We start from the raw sequence: 24850 nt of genomic DNA, 5'->3' as shown, positions 1-24850 counted from the left end.
CCTGTAGCAAACATGCAGCACGCATCAGAAAACAGCGTGGGTCAGGTGCCTATGTCAGGCGATAGTACCGATCGGGAACCGGCGCTTCGGGGAGTTCGCGCTGGTTGTTCATCTCCAGCAGATTGATTTCTATATTGGTGCACATCGCATCCATCGGCAGATGGTTGTTGGCGTAGCCGAAAGGCATTTCCAGCTCCTCCGCCAGCGTATCCAGCGAAAGAAAGCTATAGGCGATAAAAACCGACACCAGCGGCGTCATATAGTGCAGATCCGGCACCAGCGCGAAAGGCAGCAGCGTACAGAACAGGTAAACGGTGCGGTGCAGCAGCAGGCCATAGGCGAACGGCACCGGCACGCTGGCCAGCCGCTCGCAGCCGCCCAGCACCAGCGAAAGCTGATGAATGCTGTTATCCAGCTGCGCGTAAACGATATCCGAGATCGCTCCGCTGCGGCGCTGGTCGGCCAGCCACTGGGATATTTTCAGTTCAATCGCATTGGTACGCGCGCGTCGCCGCAGGATGTCTTCGGCTTCGTCGCCCAGAAAACGGTTGAGATCCTCCCGCGCATCGGTGCGCCTGAGCTGGTGCTTGAGGCTATAGCAAAAGGCCATCAGCAAAGCGGCGATACGCGGCGCATCGGCCGGCGAGATCGCCAGCACCTGGCGCTGAATATCGCGGCAGGTAATCAGCAGGCTGCCCCAGAGCTGCCGCGCCTCGGAAAAGCGCGCGTAGCAGACGCTGTTGCGAAAACCCAGGAAGATAGCGATGGAGACGCCGAGCAGGCTGAAAGGCGCCAGCGTCAGCTTTACGCCCAGGGTTTCGTACCAGTCCAGGCAGAAAATGGCGATAATCGACATCAGCAGGTTCAGGCCAAGCCGGAACAGGATGCCGGGCAGCACGGAGCCGTGCCAGGAAAAAAGGCGAACAAACCAGTGGCGATGAGGACGGACGATCATAATAAGCAGCCGTAATTTTTTTAGAAAGAGTGGCAAATTCCGGCCGCTCTGCCCAGCTATTTCTGTGATAACTGTCACATCAGGTGCTGGTCAGGGCGCCATCAAATTGAACGAGTCCGCGCCGGAAGACTGTAAGGTTACCGGCGGCGTCAGCTTCAGGGTGATCCAGTTCGAGGTCACCCGCTGCTGCCTGCTGTCCTCGACGGTCACCGACAGATGGTATTCGTTGGTCGCTTCCGGCGAGCTGTCCCAGGCCGGAACAATGATGCTCCAGCCGTCCGGGCTAACGTTATTGGCAGGCGGCGTCAGGCTCAGCGCCTGGGTGTCGCCCTGCCAGCTAATCGCCTTCAGCGGATTCGCCTGGCGAATCTGTAGCTTCAGGGGCAGCGTTTCGCCCGGCTGCACCTGCCACGGCGGCGTCGCCAGAAACACCGACAGCGTTTTCCGCTGGCGGAACTCCATCACCGGCAGATTACTGCGCGTTACCGCGTCGTAGCGGCTGCCGCTGAGCGAACGCGCGGCGGCCACGTTATCCGCCGACAGCTGCTTGCTCAGCGCCACACCGATCTGATAGTTCATTTTTAGCCCGAGCTGATCCTGCGTTTCGCCGCTGTCCGCCGTCTTATGCGATGCGGTCAGCGTAAACAGCGGCACCGGCGTATAGCTAACGCCCACTTTAATTGCGGCAGGGTTGCTGCTCTGCGTGCCGCTGTTGAACAGATCGACATTGTCGCCCAGATAGCGTTCGTAGCTGAGCGAGACGCCGAGCTGCTGATAGAAAGGCAAATAGCCCTGCGTGGTGATGTCGTAGCCGCGCGCCATCCGCATCTCCTGCGTTGTCGAACGCTGCCGCCAGCCGGAAAGCGGCTGATAGTAGTTGGCGGAAAAGCGCAGATAGTGGCTCCAGGCCTCTGCGCCCAGCGATCCGCGCCGCTGGTTTTCGGTAAACAGCTCGTCGACAAAGGCGTTATAGCCCAGTCGCCAGCTACCGGTCAGCCAGCGCTGGCCAAGCCCCGCGTTGCCGACCAGCCCGTCATCCGTCTGCTCAACGCCCAGCTGGCTGAACGTCAGATACTGATAGTTATCCTGCCACGGCGTAAGCAGCTGCGCGGACGAGCCGTCGAAATTGCCGTTGCTGTCCACCAGCAGCGATAAGTTGGCCTGACCGTAGGGAGAAAGAAGCTGTTGCCCTTCGTTTTCAACGCGCTTTGCCGCCTCGTCGCGGAAATGATTAAAGGCCCAGGCGCCCGCCTCGCTGCTCAGCGATTTATCTTCATCGCTGTTCATACTGGCTTCGCCGATGCTTTTCATCGCCTGCGCGATACGCTTTTCCAGCGCCTGATCCGAACCGCTGCTGCTGCTACCGAGATCGGGCAGCTCACGGGCGAAGCGGGCAGGATCGGCAAAAGGCGCGTCGGCGACGCGGGTCTCCGTCATCAGCGCCTGAGCAAGCGGCGACAGGGCCAGCAGCCCGGCTGAAACCAGCGCTCTGGCGGGAATGGGAAAGGCAGTTATTTTTTTCATCACGTTATCAGCGGTCGTTAAGCCTTTTTCTGAATAAGAAACCTGGATGTAGATCACAAAAAACTAGCTTAACACTTTTATTTTGTCAGCGGCACCCGCCGTGCCTGCTGGCAGAGCGGCGAATTATCAACCAGACTTTGCGCTAACCTCTTAACCCGGAAACCTCTGATGAAAAAAAGTCTGCTCGCAGCGCTGCTGCTGACGGCCGCGTCCGCGTCTGCCGCCCCGGTTTTTACGCTCAGCTCCCCCGACTTTAACGATAACGCGCTGATGGCGAAAAAATTCGCCGGCGCCGCCAAAGGCAACGCCAGCTGTACGGGAGAAAACATTTCGCCGGCGCTGAGCTGGAATAACCCGCCTGAAGGCACCAAAAGCTTTGCGCTGGTGGTGACCGATCCTGTAGGCGCTAAGGGGCTGGGCGTCGATCATCTGGTGGCCTACAACATTCCTTTTCAGCGCACCAGCTTTGCCCAGGGCGAGCTGACCAGCGGCAAAGGCTATACGGGCGGGAAAAATTCGCCGGGCAGTCTGCGCTATCACGGCCCGTGCCCGCCGGTCGGCAGCGGCGAGCATCATTATAACTTCACGCTGATCGCCACCGATTTACCGGCAAACGGACTGGAGCAGGGCTTAACGCGCGAGGCGCTGTTTAGCCGACTGAAGGGCCATACGCTGGGCGCCGCTGGCCTGATTGGACGTTTTGGCAACGGTTAACCGTGAGCGTTGAGCGCGTACGCTCCGGTATGCTTTATCCCGTAAGGATTGCCATTGCGAGCCAGGCACTCCGGCGCGGTTAGTATGATGCGCCAGGCGTGCCGGCACGGTCAGCCGCCGTTGTGCCATGGCGACCTAAAGTGACAGCGTCACTTATAGCCTGCGGATCGGCAGCCTTTAATGCAGTAACCAGGCAGGAAGGATTTAGCCCGATGAGAGAGGAATAAAGGCGCCGCTAACGCGCATTCGATTCACCTGTTTGAAAAAGAGGAACAGGCAATATTCGGGCACTTTATTCCGCTAAACGGGTCAATATCGCCGGGCGGCTGTCAATAACATGTTACGCCCCCGTTCGCAATTGTTCCCATTCTCAAAAGCGTCATGTAGACTAAATACAAATTTATCTTTCTGTAAAACAGAATGATTTTCACGTGGCGGCCCTGCCGTCCGTGAAGAGTGGATTGTAGCCGTAACCACTGACGATATTCACGAGGATCAATGTGAAAATAAGCATCGCGTTAACTCTGCTGGCAGCGCTCGCCCTGTCGGCCTGTAAGGCTCCTGCTCCTGCCGTCACGGACGATACGCTGGTCACTTCCAGCGTCGACGGCGTGACCCTGACGCATCGTCATGCGATCCAGGCTCCTCAATCCTTTACGCCAGTCAATGAAACCTATCGGGCGCTGTACAACGCTTCCGTTATGAACCGTCCTGATTTCGGCGGCAGTCTGGTTCGCTACCTGGAAAACGGCAAGCCTTTCACCGTGCTGGGCGAGGTGGAAAACCACTGGCTGGCTATCGCCGAACCGGACCAACAGGAGCTGATCGGCTACGTACCTTTCAAAGCCGGCGTGAAAAGCGAACTTTATGACGCCACGCTGCGTAGCGATCGGCCACGCCCGCGCAAAACCAAAAAAGTGTGCGTTGACGTCGGCGGACAAAGCAAAGCCTGTCGCAATAACGACACGGCCACCTGGATCCTGGAATAGGCGCGGTCCGCAGGGATCGCCCACTCAGAGAAAGCAAAAGGCGCCTTGCCCGCCACCTGGATGAGAAAGTAAAGCCTGATGACCCCGGAACACCATGCTGACGCGCCTGCCACCGTCAGCCAGGAAAACCCGCTACTCGCCGCCGCCGCGCCTTTGCTGAACGCAATTGTGCAGATCCGCCTGGCGGCAACCCATGACGATCCCGCTGGCCTGCGCCAACAGCTGGTGGATGAGATCCGCCAGTTTGAGACGCGCTGTAAACAGGCTGGCCTGCCGTTCGATATGATTATCGGCGCCCGTTACTGCCTGTGCAGCGCGCTGGACGAGGCCGCGGCCCAGACGCCCTGGGGCACGCGCGGCGTCTGGTCAGGCAATGGCCTGCTGGTGACGTTTCATAATGAAAGCTGGGGCGGCGAAAAAGTGTTTCAGCTGCTGTCCCGCATCTCGCAGACGCCAGCGCAGCACCTGTGGCTGCTTGAAACCATCCACTATTGCCTGCTGCTGGGCTATGAAGGCCGCTACCGCGCGGTAGAGCAAGGCCGGTTGCAGCGCGACGCTATCCGCACCCGTCTGGCCCAGCTGATTACCGACACGCGCGGCGCGCTGCCGCCGCCCATGCAGCCGCAGCCGCAGCAACCCGTCGGGCAAAATACGCTGTGGCGTCCGCCGGTTCCGCTTTGGGCCAGCGTGGCGCTGGCCGCTTTTCTCGCCGGTCTGATCTACTCGGGGCTTAACTGGCGGCTGGGCAATGCCGCTGAACCGCTGCTGCGTGCCATTTGGGAAACGCCGCTGCCCAGTAACGAAATTGCCCGTAGCAGTTCGGCTCAGGCGCTGCTGGATCTGCGGCAACGGCTGGACGACCTGATTGCGGCACGGCAGCTCGACGTGGCCGACGGCACTAACGGCAGCAAGGTCATTATCGCCTCTGATAAGCTTTTCCGCCCAGCGGGCAGCGATCTGCTGCCTGAAGGCCGCGCGCTGATCACTCGCGTTTCGGCCGCCATGGACAATATCAAAGGCACCGTGCTGGTCAGCGTTTATACCGATAATCAGCCCGTGCGCTCCGCCCATTTCGCCTCTAACTATGAATATTCGCTTGCGCAGGCCCACACCGTCAGCGCGCTGATGCGTCAGCAGATGCTGGAGCCGAATCATCTTATCCGCAGCGAAGGCCGTGGCGACAGCAATCCGCTGCTGCCCAACGACAGCAGCGAAAACCGGGCGCGCAATCGTCGGGTAGAAATCGTGCTGTTACCGGCACCTGAAGTCCAATCCAGTCAGGCGGAGAAATACTGATGCCTTCCCTTCTCTTTTCTCTTTTTTCCAGCCGCTTGCTGTGGGGCTTTTTCGGCATTACGGCGCTTTGCGCGCTGATCTGGATGACCGGGCCGCTGCTGTCGCTGAACGATATTCACTGGCTGGAAAGCAGCATTAACCGCCAGATAGCCATTGGCCTGTGCTATTTTTTGTGGATCCTTTTCCAGCTGATCCCCCAGCTTTATCGCGCCTGGTTTAACAGCAAGCTGCTGAACAATCTGCAAAAATATAACCTTGACCACGCCGAGCAGGCGGCGGCGGAAGAGCTGCTCAGCGCGCTGTTCAGCGAGGCGGCGACTCTGCTGAAGAAAAAGCATTTTCCCGGCCGCAATCGTCATCGCGGCTGGCTGCAACGGTTTAGCGCGCAGTATCTCTATCAGCTGCCCTGGTACATCATCGTCGGCGCGCCGGGCGCGGGTAAGACCACGGCGCTGCTGAATTCCGGACTGGAGTTCCCGCTGGGCGACACGCTGGGCAGAAGCGCGCTGCGCGGCGTAGGCGGCACCCGCCACTGCGACTGGTGGTTTACCGAAGAAGCCGTGCTGCTGGATACCGCCGGACGCTATACGCTACAGGAGAGTCAGCGCGCCAGAGACGCCAGCGAATGGCAAACCTTTATCTCGCTGCTGAAGCGCTACCGCGCCCGCCAGCCTATTAACGGCGTGATCATGACCATCAGCGTGGCCGATCTGCTTAGCGATTCGGCCGACGCGCGCTACGTGCAGGCAACCGCACTGCGCAGCCGCATGAAAGAGCTACACCAGCAGACCGGCATTCACTTTCCGGTGTATGTCATGGTGACCAAAACCGATCTGCTGAAAGGATTTATGAGCTACAACGGCTCTCTGGATAAAAGCCAGCGCGACGGGATCTGGGGCTTTACCTTCCCGTGGGAGCCCGATCGCCTCAGCGAACCGACCATTGGCGCGCAGTTTGACCGGCAGTTCCGCGAGCTGACGGCACGCCTTCAGGCCGATTTGGCCGGAAAAATGGCAAAAGAGAGCGATTTGACCCAGCGCGCGGACTGCTTTTTGTTTCCGCAGGAGTTTGCCTCGCTGCGGCCCCTGCTGGCGGAGTATCTGGAGATCGTCTTTGCGCCGGAAAAAGACGGCCTGCCCTGGGCGCCGCGCGGCCTGTTTTTCACCAGCGGCACGCAGGAGGGTCTGCCTTTCGACCGCATTATGGGCGAGCTGACGCGCAAGCTACAGCTACCGCAGGCCACCAGCCACTCTATCGCCAGCTGGGATACGGTGCACCGCAACGCGCCGATCCCGGCTAATAAAGGGCAAAGCTATTTTATCCATTCCCTGCTCAGGGATCTGATTTTCCAGGAGAGCGGCCTTGCCGGCAGCGATCGCACCTGGGAACACCGTAATCGGCTGCTGCACTGGGCCAGCTACGCCTCGCTGGCGCTGGCGCTGCTGATCGCTACGCTGTTCTGGACCACCAGTTATTATAAAAATCAGCGCTATCTGCAGCAGGTGGAGGCCCGCCTTGAGCCGGTTGATAAGCAGGCGCAGCGGCTGGTGAACAATAACACCGGCGATATCCTGGATCTGCTACCCTTCTTAAATAGCCTGGTTGCCCTGCCGCAAAGCGACAGCTTCTCGCTGGACGATCCGCCGTTGAGTATGCGGGCGGGGCTTTACCGTGGTGACCAGATCGGCACGGCCGCGCTGGGCTTTTATCAAAATGCGCTAAAGACGCTGTTGCTGCCGCGAGTGGCGCAGAATATTACCGAGGCGCTGCGTAATGATAAGGGCGACGACAGCGATTTCAGCCGCAACGCCCTGCGCGCTTACCAGATGCTTTATCAGCCGCGCAGCTACGATGGCGAGTTCTTACGCGGCTGGGTGATGCAGAATTTGCAGCGAACGCTACCCGCCAGCGTAACGACCCGGCAGCTTCAGCAGCTGGACTGGCATTTAAGCCAGCTGTTGGATCGCCAGATCCAGACCTCGCCGTTTGTCAGAGACAACGCGCTGATTATGCGCAAGCTGGCCGTGAGTATTGACAGCGCGGGCAAGCAGGACGCCGGCACCGCGGCAACCTCTGGTTCGTCGGTTCAGGCCACGAACCCTTAGCGGGAAAGGGGATAACCATGACGGAAAAAAGCGAGCTGGGTTGGTACGGCAAGCTGCCGGGCACCGGCGATTTTTTACAGCGTCGTCTGCCTGAACCCATCGTGGCCAGCTGGTCAAACTGGTTCCAGCTCGGCCTATCGCACTGGTATCAGCATGGCGAAGCCGTAGGCGAACTCTTTAGCCGCGCGCCCGTCTGGAATTTCGCCCTGCCCGCCACGCTTGGCGTACAGCGGGTACAGATTGGCTGCCTGTTACCTTCGCGCGATCGCGTTGGCCGCAGCTGGCCCCTGCTGGCGCTACAGAGCGTGCCGGTCAGCCACTGGCATCCGGCGCAGCTTGCCGTTTCCGGCGACTGGTTTCGGGCGCTGGGCGAAGCGCTTCATCACGCGGTTTCGCAAACCTGTACGCCGGCCCAGCTTGAGCAGGCGCTGTTGAGCCTGCCGCCGCTGTCGCTGCCCGATACCAGCCGCTCCGATATTATGGACGTGATCGGCTATCAGGATCTGCCCTGCACGCTGGCCTGGCATGAGGTAGCCAACCGTTTTGACCCTATGCGCTATACCAGTTACTGGTGGACTAACCAAAGCGACGGCTATCCGTTAGCCAGCCATAAACACAGCGGTAATCTTACCGCCCGGCTCTTTACACAACTTTTTGACCCGGCCGCCGTAGCGCAGCCGGGTCGTCATGGACTCTATCCACCGATGTTTGAATAGGGTGACCGAATGACCCAGGTTTCAGGAAAAGCGCATGCGATTTACCCTTGTTGAGAGCAAAACCGAGGCGCCCGTTAACGTCTGTGATTTTGCTCCGCCCGGCGGCACAATAGGCCGAAGCGTAGATAACGATTTGGTTTTGCCAGACAGCGAACGCGCGATTTCACGTCTTCAGGCCGTGGTGCACGTTGCCGGGAACGGCGAGTGCAGGCTGACCAATCATGGCAGCGTGATTGCGATTTTACATAACCATGTCCCGCTGGCGCGCGGTAAGCAGATCCTGCTGCAGCACGGCGATCTGCTGGGGATCGGTGACTATCAGATTGCGGTGAGCGATCCTACCCGCATTGAAGAAAAGCCCTTCAGCGACGTTGACCCGCTGACGCTGTTTACCGAGGATCGGGCGCTGCCGGAAGATCCCCTGGGGATCCTGAACGAACAGGTGCCGATTGTCGTCCCGGTGGAGCGCGAACCTTCGCCCGTGCGGCAGCAGCACCGTCCCGGCGATGCCCGCCTGGGTATCGATCCTGTCGCTCACGAGCCTGCCCAGGCCGAACGCGCCGCCGGCGCAAGCAACGAGCAGCGCCTGCTGGCCGCGCTGATGGAAGGGATGGGGCTGGAAAGCGGGCCGGGAAAACCGCCTTTTACCGAAGAACAGATGCGTACTACGGGCAGAATGCTGAGCCTGTTTTCGCAAGGCACCGTCGCCCTGCTCTCTTCCCGCTCGATCCTTAAGCGCGGCGTGAAGGCGGAAATGACCATGATCCTGAACGAGGCCAATAACCCGTTCAAGATCCTGCCGTCGGGCAAAACGGTGCTGATGCAGATCTATCAGAGCCAGATGCCGGGTTTTATGCCGCCTGAACAGGCGGTACGCGATGCGCTGGTCGATTTGCAGGCGCACCAGCTGGGCATGATTGCCGGGATCCGGGCGATTATCGCCGCCATGCTGCAATCGTTTAATCCGCAGCGGCTGGAGGATCATGCCCGCCGCGACGGCAATCTGCCGCGCATTGGCCTCAGCGCCATAAAAAAAGCCGCCCTGTGGGACTATTTTTTGCGTCACTATCAAAATACCTCTGGCGAAATTGAGGATGATTTTCATACCCTTTTTGGCGACGCTTTCCTACAGGCCTATGATATGGAAGTGAATCAGTACAAAGATTCGCAAATCAGACCGGAACAAGAATGAAAATAAATCATGCCTCCACGTCGCAAACGGGCGCGCGTGAGAGTAATCAGGATGAAACCGGCGCGCGCGTAGGTGAGCACTCAGCGTGTTTTCTGGTCTGCGACGGCGTTGCCGGCACGGCTGGCGGCGAACAGGCTGCCCGCATCGCCCGCGACGTATTGCTGACGCACGCTGACGATCGTCCTTTTACCGCCTGCGACAGCAAAGCATGGGTGGAGGATGCGGAAGAAGCGATCCGCCTGGCGCAAAGGAAAAATCTGAATTTTGAGCGGATGAGCACCACGCTGGCGGCCCTGTTTATCGACCGCGATCGGCAGCTGGCCTGGTGGGCGCACGCGGGCGACAGCCGGGTTTACCACTTCCGCCGCGGGTTTATCCATTCTGTGACGCGCGACCATAGCCTGGCCCAGCAGCTAAAGGATGCTGGTGTAGATAATACCGGCATTAACAGTAACTTACTTTATAATGCTCTTGGCGCAGAAGGGACACAGCCCGTCAGCTACAGTGAAGTGATGCCGCTGGAGGATGGCGACGTCTTTCTGGTCTGCACCGACGGCTTCTGGTGCAATTTGCAGCCCGGCGAGATGGAGCAGGCTTTGCGCATGGTCAGCTCGCCCCATGAATGGCTGGCGCTGATGCATAAAGCGATCAATCGCAGCGAGAAAAAAGATAATTTAAGCGCGGTAGCTGTCTGGGTTGGCTCGCCGCAGGATACCACCCTGTTACAATCGATGGCGGATTCCGCTCGCTTTCTTCCGTCGCGTGATTAACCAAGGAACGCTATGAAATTCTGGTTGCCGGCTGTCACACTGTTGTTTGCAACTACCGCTCAGGCGGAAGACTACCGCGTGGTCTATTCTCCCAGCCTGGCGCTGGAAGTCTTTATCGATAACGTGGAAAGTAATGCGCCGAAGGACTGGTGTCAGGAGAATATCCCTCTGCGCATCGTCTCGGGCAAAAGCAAAGAGTCGAACGTGCTCAACACTTTTTTGCCGCGCGTAGGCAAGCTGCTGAATAACCAATGCGGCAAGCTGAGCGAGCTGCCGTGGCAGATGACCAACGAGGCGGGCTCGGTGCTCGCTTCCGGCACCGCCGCAAAAGTGCAAAACTGGCGGCCGATCGTTATTGCCGACGGCACCGCTGCGGCCACCGCCAGCAACGCGGAACCGCTGGATTTGTCGCAGCCTGCCAACAGCGCGCCGCTGCAGCATTTCGATCTGCCGGGCGGCTGCCACTTCCGCACCTGGTGGGACGAACGAGGCCAGTCGCTGTTTATTCCGGATGCCCGCCATCTTAGCTGCTCCACGGAAGGCTGGCTGGAAGGCAAAAGCGAACTGACGCTGGCCAGCAACGGCAAGACCCAGGCGATCCCCGTACAGTTTTATCAGGGCTTCCCTTTACGTAACCTGCACCCGTCGCCGGGCGAGCTGACTATCGTCGCCGCGAATAACCAGCGCCTGGTCGTGGCCAAAAAGAGCGCGCCGGACAGCTGGCTGCTGCTGACGTTTAATCCGCAGCTGCACGTCTGGTCTTTTGAAGGCGCGCTGCTGGTGAAAATGAGCAAAAGCCAGGCGAACGATGCCGCGCTGCTGAAAAATCGCGTTGAGGCGCTGCGCAAAACGTGGGGCGCGTTGACCAATCCGCAAGTGAAAATAAATGTGCTGCTGGTGAACGACCTGCATGCAGATCTGGCCGATCCGGCTATTGGCGCCTGGCGCACCGTTAACTGACTGCATTTTCCCGCAGGGTGAAAAGTCGCTAACGCTTAGAGAGTGTTTACTATGTCGGCAAACGATAAGAAAAACGTGCCCAATGCCCTTCCGGCCGGGCACCGTTTTAACGAATTTGAAATCAAAGAGGTTATCGGCGGCGGCGGCTTCGGCATTGTCTATCGCGCCTGGGATCATCTGCTGGAACGCACCATCGCTATTAAAGAGTATCTGCCGGTATCGCTGGTTTCGCGCGATGAGAACCTGACTATCGCGCTGCGCGGCGAACGCTATCAGAAACTGTTTACCGCCGGGCTGAACAGCTTTATCCAGGAAGCCCGCCTGCTGGCCCGGTTTAACCATCCCGGCCTGCTGCACGTGCTGCGCTTCTGGGAAGAAAACGGCACCGCCTATATGGGCACGCTGTACTACAGCGGCATGACGCTAAAGGAGTGGCAGCTGGGCAGCCCTGAAACGCTGACCGATGCCTGGATCCGCCAGCTGCTGCCGCCGCTGTTCGGCGCTATCGACACCATCCATCAGGCGGGCTATCTGCATCGCGATATCTCGCTGGACAATATTCAGATCCAGGATAACCAGCTGCCTGTGCTGCTGGACTTCGGCTCCGCCCGCAAGACCATCGGCAACCTTTCCGACCAGACGGAAATCATGCTTAAGCCAGGCTATGCGCCTATCGAGCAGTACAGCGAAGAGAGCGACAGCGATCAGGGGCCGTGGACGGATATTTATGCGTTGGGCGCGGTGCTGCATACGCTGGTGACCGGCAGTCCGCCGCCGGTCAGCGTGGTTCGCTGTATCGAGGATCGCTACCAGCCGCTGACCCAGCTGCGCCCTGAAGGATTTTCGCTGCCTTTGCTGAATGCGATTGACCGCGCGCTGGCGATGAAACCGCAGGATCGTCCGCAGACTGTCGATGAGTTTGCCGCGCTGATTGCGCTGCCGGTGAGTACGGTAGAAGAGCTGGTGACCAGCGTGACCAGGGTGCCTGAAGAGATCGTGACGCCAATCGTGACGCCGGAAGTGCAGCCGGAACCGCCAGCTATTACCGTGGCGCCCGCCTCGGCCAGTGCGGAGTATGCCTCGCTACGCCACCACAAACTGGCGAAACCGCTGATGATTGCCGCTGGCGTCGCGCTACTGGCGCTGATCGGGCTGCTCGTCGCGCTTAACCATGGCGATGACGCTTCCGCGCCGGAACAGTCTGCTGCGGCCGATAATGCCGGAGGCGCGACGCCATCGACCGCCGTCACGCCTGCGGACAAGCCGACCATCGCCACGGTCTATCTCAAGCTGACCAGCGGCGAAACGGTAATGCTGAACGGCAAACCTGTCGAGGCGAAGCCGAATACCAGCGGTTACGCCGCGCTTAATCTGTCTGCGGGACATTATACTATTGAGGTCCACGCTGCCGATTCTGCCGTGCATACTCAGCAGCTGGATATTGATAAACCGGGCACCTGGCTGATCAATCCCGGCTCCTGAGGACGCGGCTCAGCCGGCCAGGTCGTTGTGGTAGACCTGAAGATCGCGGACGCGCTGAACCAGATCGGTCAGGCAGTCATCATAAAGCCCGCGCCTTTTCAGCTCCTGCTCCAGCGAAAAAAGATATTGCGCGTTGGTGCCCAGCGGCCCGCTGGCCTGAGCAATCAGCGGCGCGATAGTCTGCGGGCAGGAGTCGGCCTCATACAGCGCGTGACGCGGATCCATAACAAAGGCCAGTGCCGTCACGCTGCGACCGTCGGCCAGCTTCAGCTCGCACCAGGTCGGCAGGTAGCAGCCGGTAACCATCTCGCGTTTCCACAGCAGCTCCAGCTCCTCGGCCAGCTTCGCTTCCGGCAGGCGGAAGGCCAGCCCGGTGGTGCTGCCGCCCTCTTTCAACGCCAGCATCCGCCCCGGCTGCTGGGCGGTGCCGCGTCCGGCGGTAAGCCGCAGGCAAAACGCGCGATGCCAGCCGTTTAGCGTGCCTTCCGCTACCTCATCGGACTCGAATACCGGGTTCCACATCAGCGAACCGTAGCCAAAAATCCACACCGGACTGTGATCGGGACGGCAGGCCAGGGTAGCCGCCAGCGAGGCCGCTCGCTGCTCGCAGCTCCACAGCAGCGATTCCTCAATGGCGCCAAAGGCCGTTTTACAATCTGCTTTGGCCAGGAAGTCTCTTGTTAACATTCGCCCTCTCCGCTACTGCCCGTTCCCTGCTGCATTTGTTGTGACATAAATGTGTCGTTACGCTTACCTGACCTTAAGTCATTTCAGGCGTGCCGATCAAGTTTGAAGCGCGTCACAAAAGAATAAATTTACCTTAGGTTTATCATCGGCGGCATAACGGGGAACTTCAGGGTGACGGCGGAGAAAAATCAGGGGTGACGGCGAGCACAGACGAGGCTGCCCGCGACGAGCAGCCCCACGGCATTCAATGCTTCTTATGCCACTTATCATCGTCGCCCTTTTCATACTGGTTTTTAACGGCTGCCCACGCCACCTTGTGCGCCACTTCTTCGCGCGACTCATCGCCCCGACGATCTTTCTTCTCTTTGTATTCATCCCAGGCGCTGTTAAACGCCTCCTGATAAATGTCCTGCGCGTGAGCGGGCAGCACGTTTTTGACGCTGTCAGGCAGGGATTCTCTTGAACGGTATGGCATTATCGATCTCCTTGTTATCAGACGTTTTAAGCCTGGAACAAAATCGCCGCGGATGCCACTTACCTCTTTTCATTGAGGTCATATAATAACTATTACGTAACAGTCTTTTATCTCGGTAAAATTGATGAATATCCGCTTTAATCGTCATGATAAAAAGCAAAGAGTGATAAAAAAAACTTTGCGAATCAAGATAATTAAAGGGAGATGCAGAGTTAAGCCCAGCCCGGATAATTATCAGGTTATTCAGGTAAAATCATGTAAAGTTTACCATCAGTTAACCTTACTGCCGTTACACTGCGGGCGGTTGTTATATAATCAATGCACACAGCAATGGTTGCGTCTGTTTCGCAGTTGGACGGTCAGAAAAGGAAATATTGCCTATGAGCGCGCAAGAAAGCGTCAGAACACGTCATAAAGAATCATCCCTGGTCCTGCCGCTCGCGGCCCTGGTTATCCTGTGGTTTTGGGGCGCCTCAGAATCTTTACCGGCCATCATCGGCATTAATTTGCTGGCGCTGGTGGCTATCCTTAGCAGCGCGTTCAGCGTGGTGCGACACGCGGATGTGCTTGCGCACCGCCTCGGCGAGCCTTACGGTTCGCTGATCCTCAGCCTCTCCGTAGTGATCCTGGAAGTCAGTCTGATTTCCGCGCTGATGGCGACGGGCGATGCGGCGCCGATGCTGATGCGCGATACGCTTTACTCTATCGTGATGATCGTAACCGGCGGGCTGGTGGGCTTCGCGCTGCTGCTGGGCGGGCGCAAGTTTGCCACCCAGTACGTTAATCTGGCGGGCGTAAAGCAGTATCTGATCGCTATTTTCCCGCTGGCCGTGCTGGTGCTGGTTTTCCCCAACGCGCTGCCGGAAGGCAATTTCAGCGCTGGCCAGGCGCTGCTGATTTCCGCCATTTCTGCCGCGATGTACGGCGTGTTTCTGCTGATCCAGACCAAAACGCACCAAAACCTGTTCGTTTATGAGCATGAGGACGAGGGCGACGACCCGCATCACGGCAAGCCGTCCGCCCATTCCAGCGTCTGGCATACCTGCTGGCTGCTGGTGCACCTGGTAGCCGTGATTGCCGTCACCAAAATGGATTCCAATACGCTGGGCGCTCTGCTGACCGAACTGAACGCGCCTGAGCAGTTCACCGGTTTCCTGGTGGCGCTGCTGATCCTCTCGCCGGAAGGCCTGGGCGCTATTAAAGCCGTGCTGGCGAATCAGGTGCAGCGTGCGATGAACCTCTTTTTCGGCTCGGTGCTGGCCACCATCTCGCTGACCGTGCCTACGGTAACCATTATCGCCACGCTCACCGGCCAGGAACTGATTTTCGGCCTGGAGCCGCCGCACATGGTGATTATGCTGGCCTCGCTGCTGCTGTGTCAGATCTCTTTTTCGACCGGCAGAACCAACGTGCTGAACGGCGCGGCGCATCTGGCGCTGTTTATCGGCTATCTGATGACGGTGATGCTGTAGGCGTTACGGCGCAAGATATCGCGGCCTGAGGGAAAGGCGGATAACGACTCTGCGGTTAAGGTATGAGATACGGCGTGACTCGCAGATCTGCGGTGACAGGATGTGAGGCGAATTGATTAACAGGTTAGCTGTTCAGGCCGGCGCCCTCGGGGCAGCCGGCCTGATTTTTATCAGCTGCTGGTATCCAGCGCCGGGAAGTTTTTCACCAGATCGTCAATCGCTTTAATCTGCATCAGGAAAGGCTCCAGCTTGTCCAGCGGCAGCGCGGACGGGCCGTCGCATTTCGCATTGGCCGGATCCGGATGCGCTTCGATAAACAGCCCCGCCAGGCCGACCGCCATACCGGCACGCGCCAGCTCGGTAACCTGACCACGGCGACCGCTGGAAGCGGCACCAAACGGGTCGCGGCACTGCAGCGCGTGCGTCACGTCGAAAATGACCGGGCTACCGTTGGAAACCTGCTTCATGACGTTAAAGCCCAGCATGTCCACCACCAGGTTATCGTAGCCGAAGTTCGCGCCGCGATCGCACAGGATAACCTTCTCGTTGCCGCCTTCCGCGAACTTCTCAACGATGTTGCCCATCTGACCAGGGCTGACGAACTGCGGCTTCTTGACGTTGATGACCGCGCCGGTTTTCGCCATCGCTTCCACCAGATCGGTCTGACGCGCCAGGAAAGCAGGCAGCTGGATCACGTCAACCACGTCGGCCACCGGCTGCGCCTGGCTGGCTTCGTGCACGTCGGTGATAATTTTCACGCCGAAGGTCTGCTTCAGCTCCTGAAAAATCTTCATGCCCTCTTCCAGACCCGGCCCACGATAGGAGCGAATCGAAGAACGGTTAGCCTTGTCGAACGAGGCCTTAAACACGTAAGGGATGCCCAGCTTCTGGGTCACGGTGACGTAGTGCTCACAGATACGCATAGCGAGATCGCGCGATTCCAGTACGTTCATACCGCCAAACAGCACGAACGGCAGATCGTTTGCAACCTTAACATCACCAATGCTAACGACTTTTTGTTTCATCTCTTCGCCTTATTCTTTGTTTAACAGATTAGTGCAGCGTGATCTGTTTCTGTTCAATCGAATGGATCTGTAATTTAATCATTTCGCTGACCGGATCTTCCGGGCACTGTTCAACAAAATAGGTCAGATCGCTTACCGCCACGTGCTCGCAGTCCAGCTGCGCGAAAATCAGCCCGCGATCGCGGATTTCATAAGGATCGTCCGGGTCCATATTGACCAGCACCTGGCTGACCTGCAGCGCCAGCTCCATCTGCTTTTCTTCCATCAGCGCGGCTTTCAGGGTATCCAGCATCTTGTTCAGCACCAGCTGCGGCTCGGCCTCCTGTAGATCGTCGTCGTACAGTTCAGCAACCGGGCCGATATTGCCCTTCAGCCACACTTCCAGCGTATGCTCATCCAGCGTTTCGCCGTTAAAGGGATTGATCAGCCACATCTCTTCGTCAATCCAGTCGGCCCGTAGAATCAGCTGCGTGGGAAAAATCACCGGCATCAGCGGCAGCGAGAGTTCGTGAGCGATATGCAAAAAGATCACGCCCAGCGAGACGGCGGTGCCCTGGCGGGTTTTCAGCACGTTATCCAGCCACAGCGTGTCGGACAGGCGGTAAACGCCGCTCGCGCCGCCGAAGCCCCAACGCTGCCAGAACAGCTCAATCAGTTTCTCCAGCTGCAAATCCTGCTCCAGCTGTAATGGAATGGTGGCGCGCGCTTCTTTAACCAGCTCCGCCAGCTGCTTCTTCACGTCTTCAGCAGGAAACTCAGGACGGATGGCCAGCGTGGCCGCAATTACCGCCTCGCACAGCGGGGTCGCTGTGTCTTCTTCAGTTGCTATCGACGTCATACATTCCCCAACAATGGCATTTTTGTGGTGGCCAGATGGTAAATCATTACCAGCATCGCGGCCGCCACGATAAAAGCTATCCAGCGCGTTTTTTGCGCGCGTGGTTTGCGCCCAAGAGCAATAAAGCCAAGCGCGATATAGATAATAACGCCAAACAGCTTTTCAGTCAGCCATGCGCCCTGAGGCGTAAAGGGATAAAAGTGCGTTATCGCCACCAGCATCGCGCCCGAAAGCAGCAGCAGCGTGTCGTTAAGATGGGGCACGATGCGTACCCAGCGCTTTTGCAGCATCCCTGAGCCGGTCTGAAGCCAAAAGAAACGCAGCAGAAACAGCGTGGCGGTAAGGATTACCGTCAGCAGATGCAAATTTTTTACAGCACTGTACCAGTCAGCCATTTATTTTCCCTCGTTCAGGGTTTTTGCGCATAAGTCACGCGGTCATTGCCGCCATAATCCCGGGCGGTGGCGACGTTAACAAAACCGGCCGCCCGCAGGATCGCCTGCACGGCCTGCGCCTGTTGCCAGCCATGCTCTAACAGCAGCCAGCCGCCGGGCAGCAGCGCCTCTCCCGCCTGAGCGGCGATAATCCGGATATCAGCCAGGCCGCCATCCGCCGCCACCAGCGCGCTTTGCGGCTCAAAACGCACGTCGCCCTGCCGCAGATGTTCGTCGGCTTCATCAATATAGGGAGGATTGCTGACGATAACGGCAAAACGTTCGCCCGCCAGCGCGTTGAACCAGTTGCTGAGGCGAAAAGCGGCGTTATGGATGCCAAGACGTTGCGCGTTGCGCTGCGCCAGCTCAACGGCGCCCTGAATGCGATCGACGCCGGTGACGCGACAGTCGGGCCGTTCACTGGCGATAGCCAGCGCAACCGCGCCGGTGCCGGTGCCCAGATCCAGTACCGCCGCCGGTTCGGCAGGAAGATGTGCCAGCGCCTGCTCCACCAGCAGCTCGGTGTCCGGCCGGGGTATAAGCGTATCGGGGGAAACGCTGAGCGGCAGCGACCAGAATTCACGCTCGCCGATCAGGTAAGCAATTGGCTCGCCGTTAACGCGGCGAGCCAGCAGCGCAGCCAGACGATCCTGCTCGCTTTGGGTCAGCGCCGTCTCGTCAAAGGCGATTAGCCAGCTGCGGGAGCGGCCGGTAACAAAGCCCAGCAGGATCTCCGCATCTCTTTTCGGGCTTTCACTGCCCGCCAGTTCGGTAATGGCTCCTTTCAGCCACTGGCGAATCTCCATTACTCCTGCTCGGACAGGGCGGCCAGCTGGTCTGCCTGATACTCCTGCACCACAGGCTCAATCAGCATATCCAGCTTGCCCTGCATCGCTTCGTCCAGACGGTAGATGGTCAGGTTAATGCGGTGATCGGTAATACGACCCTGCGGATAGTTATAGGTGCGGTTGCGGTCGGAGCGATCGCCGCTGCCCAGCAGGTTGCGGCGCGTTGAGGCTTCTTCCTGCTGACGACGGGCGCTTTCGGCCGCGCGAATGCGGGAACCCAGCACCGCCAGCGCCTTGGCTTTGTTTTTGTGCTGCGAACGCTCGTCCTGACACTCCACCACGATGCCGGTCGGCAAGTGGGTAATACGGATAGCGGAGTCGGTGGTGTTAACGTGCTGGCCACCCGCGCCCGATGAGCGGAAGGTATCGATTTTCAGATCGCTCGGGTTGATATCCGGCAGCTCGGCTTCCGGCACTTCCGGCAGCACCGCAACGGTACAGGCGGAAGTGTGGATACGGCCCTGCGATTCCGTTTCCGGCACGCGCTGCACGCGATGGCCGCCGGACTCGAACTTCAGGCGGCCGTAGGCGCCTTCGCCGACGATTTTGGCGATCACTTCTTTATAACCGCCGTGCTCGCCCTCGTTGGCGCTCATCACTTCCACTTTCCAGCGGCGCGATTCCGCATAGCGGCTGTACATGCGGAAGAGATCGCCAGCGAAAATGGCCGCTTCGTCGCCGCCGGTGCCGGCACGCACTTCCAGATAGCAGTTGCGCTCGTCGTCCGGATCTTTCGGCAGCAGCAGCACCTGTAGCTCCTGCTCCAGCTGCTCGCTGGCCTCACGCGCCTCTTTCAGCTCTTCCTGCGCCATATCGCGCATTTCCGCATCGTTAAGCATCTCTTCGGCGGCGGCGATATCTTCCTGATTCTGCTGCCAACGACGGAAACACTGGCTGACATCGGTCAACTGCGCATACTCGCGCGACAGCGCGCGAAATCGCTCCTGATCGGCAATCACGCCAGCATCGCCCAGCATCGCCTCGACTTCCTCGTGGCGTTCCTGCAAGGCTTCCAGTTTGGCAACAATAGAAGGCTTCATGAATATTCCCTGTATATAAAGAGGTAAAAACGCTACAGCCCCAGGCCGTCGCGTAAAATCTGCAGGCGTTCGTCATCGCCGTCGCGGGCGGCCTGCTGAAGGGATTTGGTTGGGGCGTGGATCAATTTGTTGGTGAGCTTATGGGCCAGCTCACGCAGCACGGCCTGCGCATCCGCGCCCTGAGCCAGCGCCGCCAGGGCGCGCTCTTCCAGCTCGGCGCGCACCTGCTCGGCCTGCGAACGATACTCGCGGATGGTCTGGCTGGCGCTCTGCGCGCGCAGCCACGACATAAACTCGTCGCTTTCCTGCACGACGATAGTTTCCGCCTGCACGGCGGCCGCTTTACGCTGCGCCATGTTGCTTTCGATAATCGCCTGGAGATCGTCCACGCTGTAGAGATAGGCGTTAGGCAGCTTGCCCACTTCCGGCTCGACGTCGCGCGGCACGGCGATATCCACCAGCAGCATCGGCTGATTGCGGCGCTGTTTCAGCGCGCGCTCCACCATTCCTTTACCGATAATCGGCAGCGGGCTGGCGGTAGAACTGATGATAATGTCGGCTTCTGCCAGACGCGAGTCGATCTCCGCCAGGCTGATGACTTCGGCATCAACCTCGTCGGCCAGCTTCTGGGCGCGTTCGCGGGTGCGGTTAGCGATAATCAGCTTCTGCACTTTATGCTCGCGCAGATGGCGCGCGGCCAGCTCGATGGTTTCGCCCGCGCCGACCAGCAGCACGTTGACGGTGGACAGCGACTCAAAGATCTGCCGCGCCAGCGTACAGGCGGCAAAGGCCACGGAAACGGCGCTGGCGCCGATATCGGTTTCCGTGCGCACGCGCTTGGCGACAGAGAAGGATTTCTGGAACATTCTCTCCAGCTCGCTGGAGATAGTGTGGCCGCGATGCGAATCGGCGTAGGCTTTTTTCACCTGGCCCAGGATCTGCGGCTCGCCGAGCACCAGCGAATCCAGCCCGCTGGCGACGCGCATCAGGTGGCTGACGGCTTCGTTATCGTGGTGCCAGTACAGGCTTTTACGCACTTCATCGGCGCTGAGCTGATGATAGTCGCACAGCCATTTCACCAGCTGTTCCTGCAGGTTTTCCTGTTGTTCAACGCTAAGGTATAACTCGGTCCTGTTACAGGTAGACAGCACGACGCCGCCCTGTACCAGCGGCTGAGCAAGCAGGCTGTCGAGAGCCTGATCCAGCGTATCCGGCGAGAACGTCACGCGTTCGCGCAGAGCCACAGGAGCCGTTTTATGATTTATTCCGAGTGCCAGCAACGTCATGAGTCAGGTCTGGGAGATCCCACTGTTGATAGGGTTTTGTGAGGCGCATTCTACAAGATGCGCGAGATCAAGAAAAGCCACATTCGCCGTTCGCTGCGATTGATATAGCTATTCAGCACGAAACAGGACAAATTGAGTATTGACGCGGCCCCTGGCGGTCGATAGTTTGAACGGTTACTTTGCGCGTCAGCGCCTGAACGGAGTCTGAGGAGTCCCCATGTTTATGTCGAATCGCCGCCTGCTGCGGCTTCTTCCGCTTGCCAGCGTGCTGCTGGCTGCCTGTAGCGTTAATAAACCCCAGGGGCCAGGACAAAGCGTCACCTCGCCACAGTGGCAGCAGCATCAGCAGGCTGTCGAAAAAATCACCCAGTACCAGACGCGCGGCGCTTTTGCCTATCTGTCCGACAAGCAAAAGGTCTACGCCCGTTTCAACTGGCAGCAAACCGCGCCGGATCGCTATCGTCTGCTGCTGACCAACCCGCTGGGCAGCACCGAACTCCAGCTGGACGCACAGGGCAGCGTGGTACAGCTGGTCGACAATAAAGGCAAGCGCTATACCAGCAACGACGCCGAGAAGATGATTTCGCAGCTGACCGGTATGGATATTCCGCTCAACAGCCTGCGTCAGTGGATGATGGGCCTGCCGGGCGACTCAACCGACTATACGCTGGACGATAAATATCGCCTGCGTGAAGTCAACTACAGCCGTAACGGCCAGCAGTGGACGGTGACCTATCAGGCCTATGACAACAAGCAGCAGCCTGCCCTGCCGGCCAATATGGAGCTGCGCGAAGGCGATCAGCGCATCAAGCTGAAAATGGATGGCTGGACGGTAAAATGACGGCAGTCGCTAAGTCGGTGGTCGCTAAGTGGCCCGCGCCCGCTAAACTTAATTTATTCCTCTACATTACCGGCCGTCGTCCTGACGGCTATCATGAGCTGCAAACGCTGTTCCAGTTTCTGGATTATGGCGATACGTTAAGCATCCAGCCGGACAGCAGCGGCCAGATTACGCTGCTGACGCCGGTCGACGGCGTGCCGGACGAAGAGAACCTGATCGTTCGCGCGGCCAGGCTGTTGCAGACGCGCGCCAGGCAGCAGGGCGTCCTGCCGGAAAACGCAGGCGCATCGATCGCTATAGAAAAACGGCTGCCGATGGGCGGCGGACTGGGCGGCGGCTCTTCGGACGCCGCTACCGTGCTGGTGGCGCTGAATCATTACTGGCGAACCGGCTTCAGTTTTGCCGAGCTGGCGGCGCTGGGCCTGCGGCTGGGCGCGGACGTGCCGGTCTTTGTGCATGGCTTTGCCGCCTTTGCTGAAGGCGTTGGCGAAACGCTGACGCCGGTTAACCCGGCAGAAAAATGGTATCTGGTGATCCACCCTGGCGTTCACATCTCGACGCCGGTGGTGTTTAACGATCCTGAACTGATCCGCAACACGCCGGTAAGGGAAATCAGCCAGTTATTAGCGGATAATTACCGCAATGATTGTGAGCCAGTAGTAAGAAAACGTTTTCGCGAGGTTGAACAGCTTGTTTCCTGGCTGCTAGAATACGCGCCGTCGCGCCTGACCGGAACCGGCGCTTGCGTGTTCGCTGAATTTGACACCGAGCCCGCTGCCCGTCAGGTGGCTGAGCTTGCTTTGAAAAAGTGGCAGGGCTTTGTTGCGCGAGGCGTTAACGTCTCGCCGCTGCACCGCTACCTTTCCGAGCAATAAGAGCCGCGGCGACCGCTTCACCCTGTTCCTGAAGCGGCGCGGCGCTCGATTACACCCGTATGGACCCGTCAGCGGTATACCGCCCAGTGCCGCTGACGCAGATGTTCATTCTCTGGACGCAAAGCCTGAGGTTCTTCTCGTGCCTGATATGAAGCTTTTTGCTGGTAACGCCACCCCGGAACTAGCACAACGTATTGCCAACCGCCTTTACACTAGCCTGGGCGACGCCGCCGTCGGTCGTTTCAGTGATGGTGAAGTGAGCGTACAAATCAATGAAAATGTACGCGGTGGTGATATTTTCATCATCCAGTCCACCTGTGCACCTACCAACGATAACCTGATGGAACTGGTTGTTATGGTGGATGCCCTGCGCCGCGCTTCCGCTGGTCGTATTACCGCTGTTATCCCCTACTTTGGCTATGCCCGTCAGGACCGTCGCGTGCGTTCTGCTCGTGTGCCTATCACGGCTAAAGTAGTCGCGGATTTCCTTTCCAGCGTCGGCGTTGACCGCGTTCTGACTGTGGATCTGCATGCTGAACAGATTCAGGGCTTCTTTGACGTCCCGGTTGATAACGTTTTCGGCAGCCCAATCCTGCTGGAAGACATGCTGCAGATCGGTCTGGAAAACCCTATTGTGGTTTCGCCGGACATCGGCGGCGTGGTGCGCGCCCGCGCAATCGCCAAGCTGCTGAACGATACCGATATGGCTATCATCGATAAGCGTCGTCCGCGCGCCAACGTTTCGCAGGTGATGCACATCATCGGTGACGTGGCAGGCCGCGACTGCGTGCTGGTTGATGACATGATTGATACCGGCGGCACGCTGTGTAAAGCCGCCGAGGCGCTGAAGGAGCGTGGCGCGAAGCGTGTCTTCGCTTACGCCACTCACCCTATTTTCTCCGGCAATGCCGTTGAAAACCTGCGTCATTCCGTAATTGACGAAGTGGTGGTTTGCGACACCATTCCGCTGCCGGAAGAGATCAAAGCCCTGCCGAACGTGCGTACGCTAACGCTCTCCGGCATGCTGGCGGAGGCTATTCGCCGTATCAGCAACGAAGAGTCTATCTCTGCGATGTTTGAGCACTAATCGGATAGCTGCGGCTAAACGAAAAGCGGGACAGATTATCTGTCCCGCTTTTTTTATGGCGTAGCCGGCTATCAGTGATGGCCGTGTCCCGAAGCGCGACGGCAGCGCTTGTCGCCATAGTGGCGCACCCAGTAGTAATGATCGGTGATTTTTTCGCGGCCGCTAAGGCGGGCGCCGACCAACCACATCAGCGCGCCGATAAAGATGGCGAAAATAGAGCCGTTAACCAGCATTTGCGGCAGCTGTAGCTGCGGCAGTTGATTCAGTACGGCATAGCCTATGCCGGTTACCATGACGGCCAGGCCGATCACCATCAGGGCGTTGCCGGTTAAATTAGCGTGTCTGCGTTTCATTTGTCACCTCCAGATGCCAGTGCATTCCTGTGCGGTTAGTGCCATAAGTTTATGCAATGGCTGGCGGATGCGTTGCGGGCCAGATCACATTTGTTGCTAAAAGTTTGACAAAACTTTACGCGCACTTCGCTGATTTTTCTATAGAAAACGCATTATCACCCTGATCAACTATTGTGATATAGCGCGCACTTTTGAGTTCTGTCGCCGCTCTTAGTACACTAGCGCCCTTCCCTGATGCAGCCTTTTAGGAAAACAGACAAGTGAGCAGCATTAAACTGATTGTCGGCCTTGCCAATCCCGGTGCGGAATATGCCGCCACGCGCCATAACGCGGGCGCCTGGTATGTGGATTTACTGGCTCAACGACACAATCAGTCGTTAAAAGAAGAGAGTAAGTTTTACGGCTACACGGCCCGGCTCAATATCGGTGGCGAAGACGTCAGGCTGCTGGTGCCGACGACCTTTATGAACCTGAGCGGCAAGGCCGTTGCGGCAATGGCCACCTTCTACCGTATCGCGCCGGAAGAGATCCTGGTAGCGCATGACGAGCTGGATTTGCCGCCGGGCGTGGCAAAATTCAAACAGGGCGGCGGCCACGGCGGCCATAACGGCCTGAAAGATATTATCAGCAGGCTGGGCAATAACCTGAACTTCCACCGTCTGCGCATCGGTATCGGCCATCCGGGCGATCGCAACAAGGTCGTGGGTTTTGTCTTGGGCAAGCCGCAGGCGGCGGAACAGACGCTGATCGACAACGCCATTGACGAAGCGGCGCGCTGCACCGAGGTGTGGCTGAAGGAAGACAGGCTAAAGGCGATGAACCGGCTGCACAGTTTTAAAGGTTAAGCCAATTAAGGCTGGCTGATTGCTGATAAAAGCGCTCAACC

The 24850-nt window shown here is 58.5% G+C and carries 25 protein-coding genes; 14 read left to right on the top strand and 11 right to left on the bottom strand.

Annotation, left to right across the window (positions count from 1 at the left end; translation table 11 throughout):
- Positions 1 to 49: 49 nt before the first annotated feature.
- Together ACVWZ0_RS09640 and ACVWZ0_RS09635 are read right to left on the bottom strand one after the other, a co-directional pair.
- The gene (locus tag ACVWZ0_RS09640; RefSeq protein WP_253454484.1) at positions 50 to 955 is read right to left on the bottom strand and encodes a bestrophin family protein; all 906 of its coding nucleotides are present in this window, start codon (positions 953 to 955) and stop codon (positions 50 to 52) included.
- A 90-nt stretch (positions 956 to 1045) separates the two neighbouring features.
- Positions 1046 to 2479: a YchO/YchP family invasin gene (locus ACVWZ0_RS09635; RefSeq protein WP_253454485.1), complete on the bottom strand. Its 1434-nt coding sequence runs from the start codon at positions 2477 to 2479 to the stop codon at positions 1046 to 1048.
- A gap of 168 nt (positions 2480 to 2647) precedes the next feature.
- Here ACVWZ0_RS09635 and ACVWZ0_RS09630 point away from each other — a divergent pair, with 168 nt between their 5' ends.
- The 9 genes from ACVWZ0_RS09630 to ACVWZ0_RS09590 all read left to right on the top strand — a co-directional run bounded on the left by ACVWZ0_RS09630 (position 2648) and on the right by ACVWZ0_RS09590 (position 12703).
- Entirely contained in the window at positions 2648 to 3193 is a 546-nt protein-coding gene (locus tag ACVWZ0_RS09630; RefSeq protein ID WP_253454486.1) for a YbhB/YbcL family Raf kinase inhibitor-like protein, read from the top strand.
- A 500-nt stretch (positions 3194 to 3693) separates the two neighbouring features.
- The gene (locus ACVWZ0_RS09625) at positions 3694 to 4182 is read left to right on the top strand and encodes an SH3 domain-containing protein (RefSeq protein WP_125289727.1); all 489 of its coding nucleotides are present in this window, start codon (positions 3694 to 3696) and stop codon (positions 4180 to 4182) included.
- A 78-nt stretch (positions 4183 to 4260) separates the two neighbouring features.
- The gene (gene icmH / locus ACVWZ0_RS09620) at positions 4261 to 5478 is read left to right on the top strand and encodes a type IVB secretion system protein IcmH/DotU (protein WP_253454487.1); all 1218 of its coding nucleotides are present in this window, start codon (positions 4261 to 4263) and stop codon (positions 5476 to 5478) included.
- Positions 5478 to 7583: a type VI secretion system membrane subunit TssM gene (gene tssM, locus ACVWZ0_RS09615; protein WP_253454488.1), complete on the top strand. Its 2106-nt coding sequence runs from the start codon at positions 5478 to 5480 to the stop codon at positions 7581 to 7583. Before icmH ends, tssM begins: the two co-directional genes overlap by 1 nt.
- Before the next feature lie 17 nt (positions 7584 to 7600).
- A complete protein-coding gene (gene tagF, locus ACVWZ0_RS09610; RefSeq protein ID WP_253454489.1) occupies positions 7601 to 8299 on the top strand; it encodes a type VI secretion system-associated protein TagF in 699 nt (232 codons plus the stop codon).
- 34 nt (positions 8300 to 8333) lie between these two features.
- Entirely contained in the window at positions 8334 to 9491 is a 1158-nt protein-coding gene (gene tagH, locus ACVWZ0_RS09605) for a type VI secretion system-associated FHA domain protein TagH (RefSeq protein WP_253454490.1), read from the top strand.
- Positions 9488 to 10261 (top strand): PP2C family protein-serine/threonine phosphatase, encoded by a 774-nt coding sequence (locus ACVWZ0_RS09600; RefSeq protein ID WP_253454491.1) that lies wholly within the window; start codon positions 9488 to 9490, stop codon positions 10259 to 10261. The genes tagH and ACVWZ0_RS09600 overlap by 4 nt, the downstream gene beginning before the upstream one ends.
- Positions 10262 to 10273: 12 nt before the next feature.
- Complete coding sequence (locus ACVWZ0_RS09595) at positions 10274 to 11221, top strand: hypothetical protein (protein WP_253454492.1); 948 nt, start codon at positions 10274 to 10276, stop codon at positions 11219 to 11221.
- A 51-nt stretch (positions 11222 to 11272) separates the two neighbouring features.
- Positions 11273 to 12703 (top strand): serine/threonine protein kinase, encoded by a 1431-nt coding sequence (locus tag ACVWZ0_RS09590; RefSeq protein ID WP_253454493.1) that lies wholly within the window; start codon positions 11273 to 11275, stop codon positions 12701 to 12703.
- Between the two features lie 9 nt (positions 12704 to 12712).
- On the opposite strand, the gene ACVWZ0_RS09585 is transcribed toward ACVWZ0_RS09590, so the two are convergent.
- Positions 12713 to 13390 carry a gamma-glutamylcyclotransferase gene (locus tag ACVWZ0_RS09585; protein WP_253454494.1) on the bottom strand — a complete coding sequence of 226 codons (678 nt, stop codon included), beginning with the start codon at positions 13388 to 13390 and terminating at the stop codon, positions 12713 to 12715.
- Positions 13391 to 13634: 244 nt separating this feature from the next.
- Positions 13635 to 13865 carry a putative cation transport regulator ChaB gene (gene chaB, locus ACVWZ0_RS09580; protein ID WP_253454495.1) on the bottom strand — a complete coding sequence of 77 codons (231 nt, stop codon included), beginning with the start codon at positions 13863 to 13865 and terminating at the stop codon, positions 13635 to 13637.
- 380 nt (positions 13866 to 14245) lie between these two features.
- On the opposite strand from chaB, the gene chaA reads away from it, so the two are divergent.
- On the top strand, positions 14246 to 15337 hold the full coding sequence (chaA, locus tag ACVWZ0_RS09575; RefSeq protein ID WP_253454496.1) for a sodium-potassium/proton antiporter ChaA: 1092 nt from the start codon (positions 14246 to 14248) through the stop codon (positions 15335 to 15337).
- Between the two features lie 170 nt (positions 15338 to 15507).
- Here the strand turns inward: chaA and kdsA are convergent, their stop codons facing one another.
- From kdsA to hemA, 6 genes are read right to left on the bottom strand one after another with little or no spacing between them, the layout of a single operon-like run.
- Positions 15508 to 16362: a 3-deoxy-8-phosphooctulonate synthase gene (gene kdsA, locus ACVWZ0_RS09570; protein ID WP_125289716.1), complete on the bottom strand. Its 855-nt coding sequence runs from the start codon at positions 16360 to 16362 to the stop codon at positions 15508 to 15510.
- A 28-nt stretch (positions 16363 to 16390) separates the two neighbouring features.
- The gene (gene sirB1, locus ACVWZ0_RS09565) at positions 16391 to 17200 is read right to left on the bottom strand and encodes an invasion regulator SirB1 (RefSeq protein WP_253454497.1); all 810 of its coding nucleotides are present in this window, start codon (positions 17198 to 17200) and stop codon (positions 16391 to 16393) included.
- Entirely contained in the window at positions 17197 to 17595 is a 399-nt protein-coding gene (locus ACVWZ0_RS09560) for a SirB2 family protein (RefSeq protein ID WP_125289714.1), read from the bottom strand. Before ACVWZ0_RS09560 ends, sirB1 begins: the two co-directional genes overlap by 4 nt.
- Before the next feature lie 14 nt (positions 17596 to 17609).
- Positions 17610 to 18440: a peptide chain release factor N(5)-glutamine methyltransferase gene (gene prmC / locus ACVWZ0_RS09555; protein WP_253454498.1), complete on the bottom strand. Its 831-nt coding sequence runs from the start codon at positions 18438 to 18440 to the stop codon at positions 17610 to 17612.
- On the bottom strand, positions 18440 to 19522 hold the full coding sequence (gene prfA, locus ACVWZ0_RS09550; protein ID WP_253454499.1) for a peptide chain release factor 1: 1083 nt from the start codon (positions 19520 to 19522) through the stop codon (positions 18440 to 18442). Before prfA ends, prmC begins: the two co-directional genes overlap by 1 nt.
- Positions 19523 to 19554: 32 nt before the next feature.
- On the bottom strand, positions 19555 to 20808 hold the full coding sequence (gene hemA / locus ACVWZ0_RS09545) for a glutamyl-tRNA reductase (RefSeq protein ID WP_253454500.1): 1254 nt from the start codon (positions 20806 to 20808) through the stop codon (positions 19555 to 19557).
- Positions 20809 to 21025: 217 nt separating this feature from the next.
- On the opposite strand from hemA, the gene lolB reads away from it, so the two are divergent.
- The 3 genes from lolB (at position 21026) to prs (ending at position 23611) form a co-directional block, all read left to right on the top strand.
- Positions 21026 to 21649, top strand: a complete 624-nt coding sequence (gene lolB / locus ACVWZ0_RS09540) for a lipoprotein insertase outer membrane protein LolB (RefSeq protein ID WP_253454501.1) — start codon at positions 21026 to 21028, stop codon at positions 21647 to 21649.
- A gap of 17 nt (positions 21650 to 21666) precedes the next feature.
- Positions 21667 to 22524 carry a 4-(cytidine 5'-diphospho)-2-C-methyl-D-erythritol kinase gene (gene ispE / locus ACVWZ0_RS09535; protein ID WP_253461009.1) on the top strand — a complete coding sequence of 286 codons (858 nt, stop codon included), beginning with the start codon at positions 21667 to 21669 and terminating at the stop codon, positions 22522 to 22524.
- A 139-nt stretch (positions 22525 to 22663) separates the two neighbouring features.
- Positions 22664 to 23611, top strand: a complete 948-nt coding sequence (prs, locus tag ACVWZ0_RS09530) for a ribose-phosphate diphosphokinase (RefSeq protein WP_124232585.1) — start codon at positions 22664 to 22666, stop codon at positions 23609 to 23611.
- Between the two features lie 71 nt (positions 23612 to 23682).
- Here prs and ychH read toward each other — a convergent pair whose 3' ends face one another.
- Positions 23683 to 23964 carry a stress-induced protein YchH gene (ychH, locus tag ACVWZ0_RS09525; protein ID WP_125289708.1) on the bottom strand — a complete coding sequence of 94 codons (282 nt, stop codon included), beginning with the start codon at positions 23962 to 23964 and terminating at the stop codon, positions 23683 to 23685.
- A 260-nt stretch (positions 23965 to 24224) separates the two neighbouring features.
- Between ychH and pth the strand changes: the two genes are divergently transcribed.
- Positions 24225 to 24809 (top strand): aminoacyl-tRNA hydrolase, encoded by a 585-nt coding sequence (gene pth / locus ACVWZ0_RS09520; protein WP_125289707.1) that lies wholly within the window; start codon positions 24225 to 24227, stop codon positions 24807 to 24809.
- Positions 24810 to 24850: the final 41 nt, after the last annotated feature.

The sequence above is a fragment of the Erwinia sp. TECH1 genome (genome assembly GCF_054057575.1).
The sequence above is the reverse complement of the archived record's forward strand: the minus strand, read 5'-3'. Positions and strand labels throughout refer to the sequence as shown.

What these genes read in the sequence shown, in the direction of transcription:
- ACVWZ0_RS09640 (WP_253454484.1), bottom strand. Translation starts at nt 955, where the DNA reads ATGATCGTCCGTCCTCATCGCCACTGGTTTGTTCGCCTTTTTTCCTGG.
- ACVWZ0_RS09635 (WP_253454485.1), bottom strand. Translation starts at nt 2,479, where the DNA reads ATGAAAAAAATAACTGCCTTTCCCATTCCCGCCAGAGCGCTGGTTTCA.
- ACVWZ0_RS09630 (WP_253454486.1), top strand. Translation starts at nt 2,648, where the DNA reads ATGAAAAAAAGTCTGCTCGCAGCGCTGCTGCTGACGGCCGCGTCCGCG.
- icmH (WP_253454487.1), top strand. Translation starts at nt 4,261, where the DNA reads ATGACCCCGGAACACCATGCTGACGCGCCTGCCACCGTCAGCCAGGAA.
- tssM (WP_253454488.1), top strand. Translation starts at nt 5,478, where the DNA reads ATGCCTTCCCTTCTCTTTTCTCTTTTTTCCAGCCGCTTGCTGTGGGGC.
- tagF (WP_253454489.1), top strand. Translation starts at nt 7,601, where the DNA reads ATGACGGAAAAAAGCGAGCTGGGTTGGTACGGCAAGCTGCCGGGCACC.
- tagH (WP_253454490.1), top strand. Translation starts at nt 8,334, where the DNA reads ATGCGATTTACCCTTGTTGAGAGCAAAACCGAGGCGCCCGTTAACGTC.
- ACVWZ0_RS09600 (WP_253454491.1), top strand. Translation starts at nt 9,488, where the DNA reads ATGAAAATAAATCATGCCTCCACGTCGCAAACGGGCGCGCGTGAGAGT.
- ACVWZ0_RS09595 (WP_253454492.1), top strand. Translation starts at nt 10,274, where the DNA reads ATGAAATTCTGGTTGCCGGCTGTCACACTGTTGTTTGCAACTACCGCT.
- ACVWZ0_RS09590 (WP_253454493.1), top strand. Translation starts at nt 11,273, where the DNA reads ATGTCGGCAAACGATAAGAAAAACGTGCCCAATGCCCTTCCGGCCGGG.
- ACVWZ0_RS09585 (WP_253454494.1), bottom strand. Translation starts at nt 13,390, where the DNA reads ATGTTAACAAGAGACTTCCTGGCCAAAGCAGATTGTAAAACGGCCTTT.
- chaB (WP_253454495.1), bottom strand. Translation starts at nt 13,865, where the DNA reads ATGCCATACCGTTCAAGAGAATCCCTGCCTGACAGCGTCAAAAACGTG.
- chaA (WP_253454496.1), top strand. Translation starts at nt 14,246, where the DNA reads ATGAGCGCGCAAGAAAGCGTCAGAACACGTCATAAAGAATCATCCCTG.
- kdsA (WP_125289716.1), bottom strand. Translation starts at nt 16,362, where the DNA reads ATGAAACAAAAAGTCGTTAGCATTGGTGATGTTAAGGTTGCAAACGAT.
- sirB1 (WP_253454497.1), bottom strand. Translation starts at nt 17,200, where the DNA reads ATGACGTCGATAGCAACTGAAGAAGACACAGCGACCCCGCTGTGCGAG.
- ACVWZ0_RS09560 (WP_125289714.1), bottom strand. Translation starts at nt 17,595, where the DNA reads ATGGCTGACTGGTACAGTGCTGTAAAAAATTTGCATCTGCTGACGGTA.
- prmC (WP_253454498.1), bottom strand. Translation starts at nt 18,440, where the DNA reads ATGGAGATTCGCCAGTGGCTGAAAGGAGCCATTACCGAACTGGCGGGC.
- prfA (WP_253454499.1), bottom strand. Translation starts at nt 19,522, where the DNA reads ATGAAGCCTTCTATTGTTGCCAAACTGGAAGCCTTGCAGGAACGCCAC.
- hemA (WP_253454500.1), bottom strand. Translation starts at nt 20,808, where the DNA reads ATGACGTTGCTGGCACTCGGAATAAATCATAAAACGGCTCCTGTGGCT.
- lolB (WP_253454501.1), top strand. Translation starts at nt 21,026, where the DNA reads ATGTTTATGTCGAATCGCCGCCTGCTGCGGCTTCTTCCGCTTGCCAGC.
- ychH (WP_125289708.1), bottom strand. Translation starts at nt 23,964, where the DNA reads ATGAAACGCAGACACGCTAATTTAACCGGCAACGCCCTGATGGTGATC.